This is a genomic window from Streptomyces sp. CO7, from assembly GCF_053474865.1.
The window spans coordinates 79,062-83,697 of sequence record NZ_JBRIOU010000007.1 but is presented as its reverse complement, the minus strand read 5'-3'; the positions used below and the strand labels follow the sequence as shown (position 1 = coordinate 83,697).

At 71.1% G+C, this 4,636-nt stretch carries 5 protein-coding genes; 2 read left to right on the top strand and 3 right to left on the bottom strand.

All coding sequences use genetic code 11. From position 1 onward, the window contains the following. Positions 1-219 precede the first annotated feature (219 nt). Complete coding sequence (locus tag ACOV8S_RS24195) at positions 220-876, bottom strand: RNA polymerase sigma factor (RefSeq protein ID WP_448320441.1); 657 nt, start codon at positions 874-876, stop codon at positions 220-222. A 296-nt stretch (positions 877-1,172) separates the two neighbouring features. Between ACOV8S_RS24195 and ACOV8S_RS24190 the strand changes: the two genes are divergently transcribed. Next, positions 1,173-1,721, top strand: a complete 549-nt coding sequence (locus ACOV8S_RS24190) for an SRPBCC family protein (RefSeq protein ID WP_448320257.1) — start codon at positions 1,173-1,175, stop codon at positions 1,719-1,721. Positions 1,722-1,855: 134 nt separating this feature from the next. On the opposite strand, the gene ACOV8S_RS24185 is transcribed toward ACOV8S_RS24190, so the two are convergent. After that, positions 1,856-2,716, bottom strand: coding sequence for a 3-hydroxybutyryl-CoA dehydrogenase (locus ACOV8S_RS24185; protein ID WP_448320256.1), 861 nt, complete (start codon positions 2,714-2,716; stop codon positions 1,856-1,858). Positions 2,717-2,896: 180 nt separating this feature from the next. Between ACOV8S_RS24185 and ACOV8S_RS24180 the strand changes: the two genes are divergently transcribed. Further along, positions 2,897-4,150 carry a glycoside hydrolase family 10 protein gene (locus ACOV8S_RS24180; RefSeq protein WP_448320254.1) on the top strand — a complete coding sequence of 418 codons (1,254 nt, stop codon included), beginning with the start codon at positions 2,897-2,899 and terminating at the stop codon, positions 4,148-4,150. Positions 4,151-4,300: 150 nt separating this feature from the next. Here ACOV8S_RS24180 and ACOV8S_RS24175 read toward each other — a convergent pair whose 3' ends face one another. After that, positions 4,301-4,525 carry a DUF1918 domain-containing protein gene (locus tag ACOV8S_RS24175; RefSeq protein WP_448320253.1) on the bottom strand — a complete coding sequence of 75 codons (225 nt, stop codon included), beginning with the start codon at positions 4,523-4,525 and terminating at the stop codon, positions 4,301-4,303. Between the last annotated feature and the right edge of the window lie 111 nt (positions 4,526-4,636).

Sequence of the window (4,636 nt, the reverse complement as noted above, 5' to 3'; positions counted from 1 at the left end):
GCCGCAGGACCCGGCGGCGGGCGGGTGTGGTGACCGGGGGAGCGGGCGTGGGGGTCGCCGCGTCCTGGGTCTCCTGCTGGATGAAGGTCATGAGTGCTTCCTTGTGAAAGGCATGACGGCCTGCGGGGAGGTCGGCTTCGTCGCGGGAGAGCAGGTGCTCCCCTCCGGGCCATTCGTCAGGCGTGTGGCGGGCCGTGCTCGGACGTGGCTGGCGCATGTTCACCGGTTTCCTTCCTGTGCGGACCGGGCCGCGATCGTGCGGTCCCCTTTTGTCTGGCGATTCGCCGGCCGGGGTTCCCGAATCTCTGTCAGGAGTTGTGTGTCGGCGAGCTTCTTCAGCTTCTTGCGGGCCCGGGAGAGCCGGGACCGGACCGTGCCGACGGGGACGCCCAGGATCTGCGCCGCGGCGACGTAGTCCAGGCCCTGCCACAGGCACAGGCTGAGCACTTCACGCTCGGGGCGCCGCAGGCTTGCGAGTGCGGCCGCGGTGGCGGCCAGGCGCCGGCGGTCGTCCAGGCGGCCCGCGACTTCCTCCGCGTGATCGGACACCACTGCCACGCCCTCGGGACCGGCGGCGTGGGCGGCTGCGGCGGCTGCGGCAGCGGCCTTGTACCGGCGGTTGCTCCGTGACTGGGCGCGAACGAGGTTGGTGGCGATGCCGAGCAGCCACGGGCGCACACTGCCGCCCTCCGCGTCGAGGCGCAGACGGCCGCGCCATGCCTCCATGAACGTCGCCGACACGATGTCCTCGGCCGAACCCCAGTCGGCAGTCAGCCGGTAGGCGTGGTTGTAAACGGTCTTCGCACAGGTGTCGAAGAGTTCGGCGAAGGCCTGTGGGTCCCCCGCTCGAATGCGCGCGCGCAAGGTTGTGGTCACCTCAATCACCTGTCGGTCTGCCGGGCGGAGTTCCCGAGACCTGCGTCACGTCGGCCGGACGCTGCCCTGTTCGAGCCGGCCGGAGGGCTCTGCGATTGACGACCAGAGTCATGAGTGGTTGACTACTCACAGATCGCCGGACGGGCGGATTGGGGTGCGTAACAACACCTGGCCCCAATCGCCTGTGTCGCAGAGGTGTCAGTGCACATTCGCTGACGCTGCGGCATTACTGAGTGAGTAACCACACTCATGAGGTCCGTCGGTGCCCAGCTTCCCAGCCATTCGAAGGAATCGTCATGCTCGCCACCGCCACCGCACTCCTCGCCGCGCTGCCCCTCGCCTTCGCCAACGCAGGGCCCGCGCCGATCGGTATCGATGAGACGGCCCCCGTCATCACTCGGGACGACATCGTCATCCACGCTCCGCTGGAGAAGGTGTGGCGCGTCCAGACCGACGTCGAGAACTGGCCGGACTGGCAGCCGAACGTCAGCTCCTCGGTCAAGCAGACCCCCGGAGCGCTGCGACCGGGCTCCTCGTGGGTCTGGTCAACCGAGGGACTGGAAGACATCACCTCGACGGTGAAGCAGGTGCAGCCCCAGCGCCGCATCGTCTGGGGCGGGCCGGCCCAGGGCATCACGGCGGTCCACGTGTGGACCTTCACCCAGGCCGAGGACGGAGTGCACGTCCACACCGAGGAATCCTGGACCGGCGAGCCGGTCGACGCCAACGTCGAGTACCTGCAGGGGGCTCTCGACGCCTCGCTGGACCACTGGCTGCGCAACCTCAAGCAGCAGTCGGAGCAGCTCTCCTCCCGCCCGGGAACGCCGAGCGGCCAGCGCTCCTGAACAGCCGGCGCGACCGCGCCGGCAGGGAAGAGTGCGGGGGCATCGACGACCCGGTGCTCCGATCGTCGCCCGCGTGACGGGCACGACCACGGGCCCTGAGCTGAACTCCCAGCTCAGGACCCGTGGTTGCGCGATCAGCCGTACGTGTAGAACCCCGACCCCGTCTTGCGGCCGAGCCGCCCCGCGTCGACCATGCGCTGCAGCAGCGGGGGAGCGGCGTACAGGGGCTCCTTGTACTCCTCGTACATGGAGTAGGCGACCGAGGCCACCGTGTCCAGGCCGATCAGGTCGGCGAGCTTGAGGGGGCCCATCGGGTGGGCGCAGCCCATCTCCATGCCGTTGTCGATGTCCTCACGGCTGGCGATGCCGGACTCGAACATCCGGATCGCCGACAGCAGGTAGGGGATCAGCAGCGCGTTGACCACGAAGCCGGAGCGGTCCTGGGCGCGGATGGAGTGCTTGCCGAGCGCCTTCTCGGCGAACAGCTGCGCGCGGCTGAGGGTGCCCTCGGAGGTGGTCAGTGCGGGGATCAGCTCGACGAGCTGCTGCACCGGCGCCGGGTTGAAGAAGTGGATGCCCACCACCTGGTCGGGCCGCGAGGTGGCGACCGCGAGCTTCACCAGCGGGATGGAGGAGGTGTTGGAGGCCAGGATGGCGTCCGGGCGGGTGACCACCTGGTCGAGGACCTGGAAGATCTCCGTCTTGACCTGCTCGTTCTCCACGACGGCCTCGATGACGAGGTCACGGTCGTGGAACTCGCCGAGGTCGGTGGTGAAGTCCAGGCGCGCCTCGGTGGCCGCGCGCTCCTCCTCGGTGAGCTTGCCGCGCTCCACCGCCCGCTGGAGAGAGGTGAGCACCCGGGTGCGTCCGAACTCCAGGGCCTCGCCGGTGGCCTCGGCGACCTTCACGTCCAGACCGGCGCGGGCGCAGACCTCGGCGATACCGGCTCCCATCTGGCCGGAGCCCACCACTCCCACGCGTTCGATGTCGCTCACATCGTCCCTTTCGTGATCATCGGGTCGGACAGGTTGCCGTCGGTCGGCGCCTGCTCCGATCGAGCACGTTACCTTCGCGGCTCCGACGATCGATCGTTCGGGTGGGGCATGCTGGGTGACCGCTGTCCCAGCGGTACTGCCCGTGTCCGGGCGGCCGCGAAACGTGAGGGGTCTCATCCGATGGCAGGACTCTCCCGCAGGACGTTCGCCACCGCCGCCGTCACGGCGCTGCCCGCCCTGCTGGCCACGGGCGCCGCGGCGCCCCTGGCCAGCGGCTCGGCCGTGACGGCCCCGGCGGGTGCGGCCGGCGGCGGTGGGGCACCGGCCGGGGCGATGCGCGGGATGTGGCTGGCCACCGTGGGGAACAGGGACTGGCCCTCACGTCCCGGGCTGAGTGCCGCCCGCCAGCGCGACGAACTGCTGCGTCACCTCGACGCCGCGGTGCGACGGCGGCTGAACACCGTGATCTTCCAGGTCAGGCCGACCGCCGACGCCCTCTGGCCGTCGCGGTACGAGCCCTGGTCCGCCTACCTCACCGGCACCCAGGGCAAGAACCCCGGCTGGGACCCGCTGGGCACCGCCGTGACGGAGGCGCACGCCCGGGGGCTCGAACTGCACGCCTGGTTCAACCCGTACCGGGTGGCCGCGCACACCCAGCCGTCCCGCCTGGTGGCCGGGCATCCCGCACGCAAGCACCCGGGCTGGGTGGTGCCCTACGGCGGCAAGCTGTACTACAACCCGGGGCTGCCGGAGGTCCGCGCCTTCGTGCAGGACGCCGTCCTCGACGCCGTGGAGCGCTACCCGGTCGACGCCGTGCACTTCGACGACTACTTCTACCCGTACCCGGTGGCGGGACAGACCTTCGGCGACGCGGCCGCCTACAAGGCGCACGGGGCCGCGTTCTCCTCCCGCGCCGCCTGGCGGCGCAACAACGTCGACCTGCTGGTGAAGGAGACCGCCCGGCGGATCCGCGCCGCCCGTCCGGGGACGCGGTTCGGGATCAGCCCGTTCGGCGTCTGGCGCAACGCCTCCACCGACCGGCGCGGCTCCGACACCCGCGGCGGCGTGCAGACCTACGACGACCTGTACGCGGACACTCGCAAGTGGGTGCGCGGGGGCTGGATCGACTACGTGGTGCCGCAGCTGTACTGGCACATCGGGCAGAGCGCCGCCGATTACGCGGTGCTCGCCGAGTGGTGGGCGGACACCACACGCGGCACCGGCACCGCCCTGTACCTCGGTGAGGCGCTCTACAAGGCGGGCGACCCGAAACAGGCCGCCGCCTGGCAGAACGTGCGCGAACTGTCCCGTCACCTCGAGCTCGCGGCGGCGCTGCCCGAGGTGGGGGGACACGTCTTCTTCTCCGCCAAGGAGGTCGCGGCCGATCCGAGCGGCGCCATGGCGCGGGTGGTCAAGGACCACTACGGCGGCTGAGCGCACGGGTCGGCACGGCAGCGCACCGCCGCAGCCCCGGGCCACCTCGGCCCCGGGCCACCTCGGCCCCGGGCCGCTTCGGCGGCGGGCGGCTTCGGCGGCGGGCAAGGCAGAGCTAAGAGCCATGTCGACCGCCCGGAGCGGGCCCCGCTACAGGCGGTGACTCCCACTGGCGGTGACGCCAGGACCGGTGGTCAGGTGCTTCACCTCGGTGTCAGGGCCGGGCCAGACCATCGCCTCGTTGCCGTCGTCGAACCGCACCCGGTAGGGCGGGGCACCGCCCGGGCCGAGCACCTCGATCACCTCTGCCGTCCGGTCGGCCGCTCCGACCACCCTGCCGTGCGTCAGCAGCCGGTCTCCCACACGTGCGTACATCGGCGGGCCTCCTCGTCCAGTCGTCGTCTCGTCCCGCGATACGTTTCCGGGAGCCACCTCGTCCGAGTCTACGAGCGGCACGCGCGTCCGGCAGGGGCAGCGGGCCGGGCG

Bases quoted from the DNA above. Each gene is read 5' to 3' on its own strand.
- ACOV8S_RS24190 (WP_448320257.1), top strand. From the start codon at position 1,173: ATGCTCGCCACCGCCACCGCACTCCTCGCCGCGCTGCCCCTCGCCTTC.
- ACOV8S_RS24175 (WP_448320253.1), bottom strand. From the start codon at position 4,525: ATGTACGCACGTGTGGGAGACCGGCTGCTGACGCACGGCAGGGTGGTC.
- ACOV8S_RS24180 (WP_448320254.1), top strand. From the start codon at position 2,897: ATGGCAGGACTCTCCCGCAGGACGTTCGCCACCGCCGCCGTCACGGCG.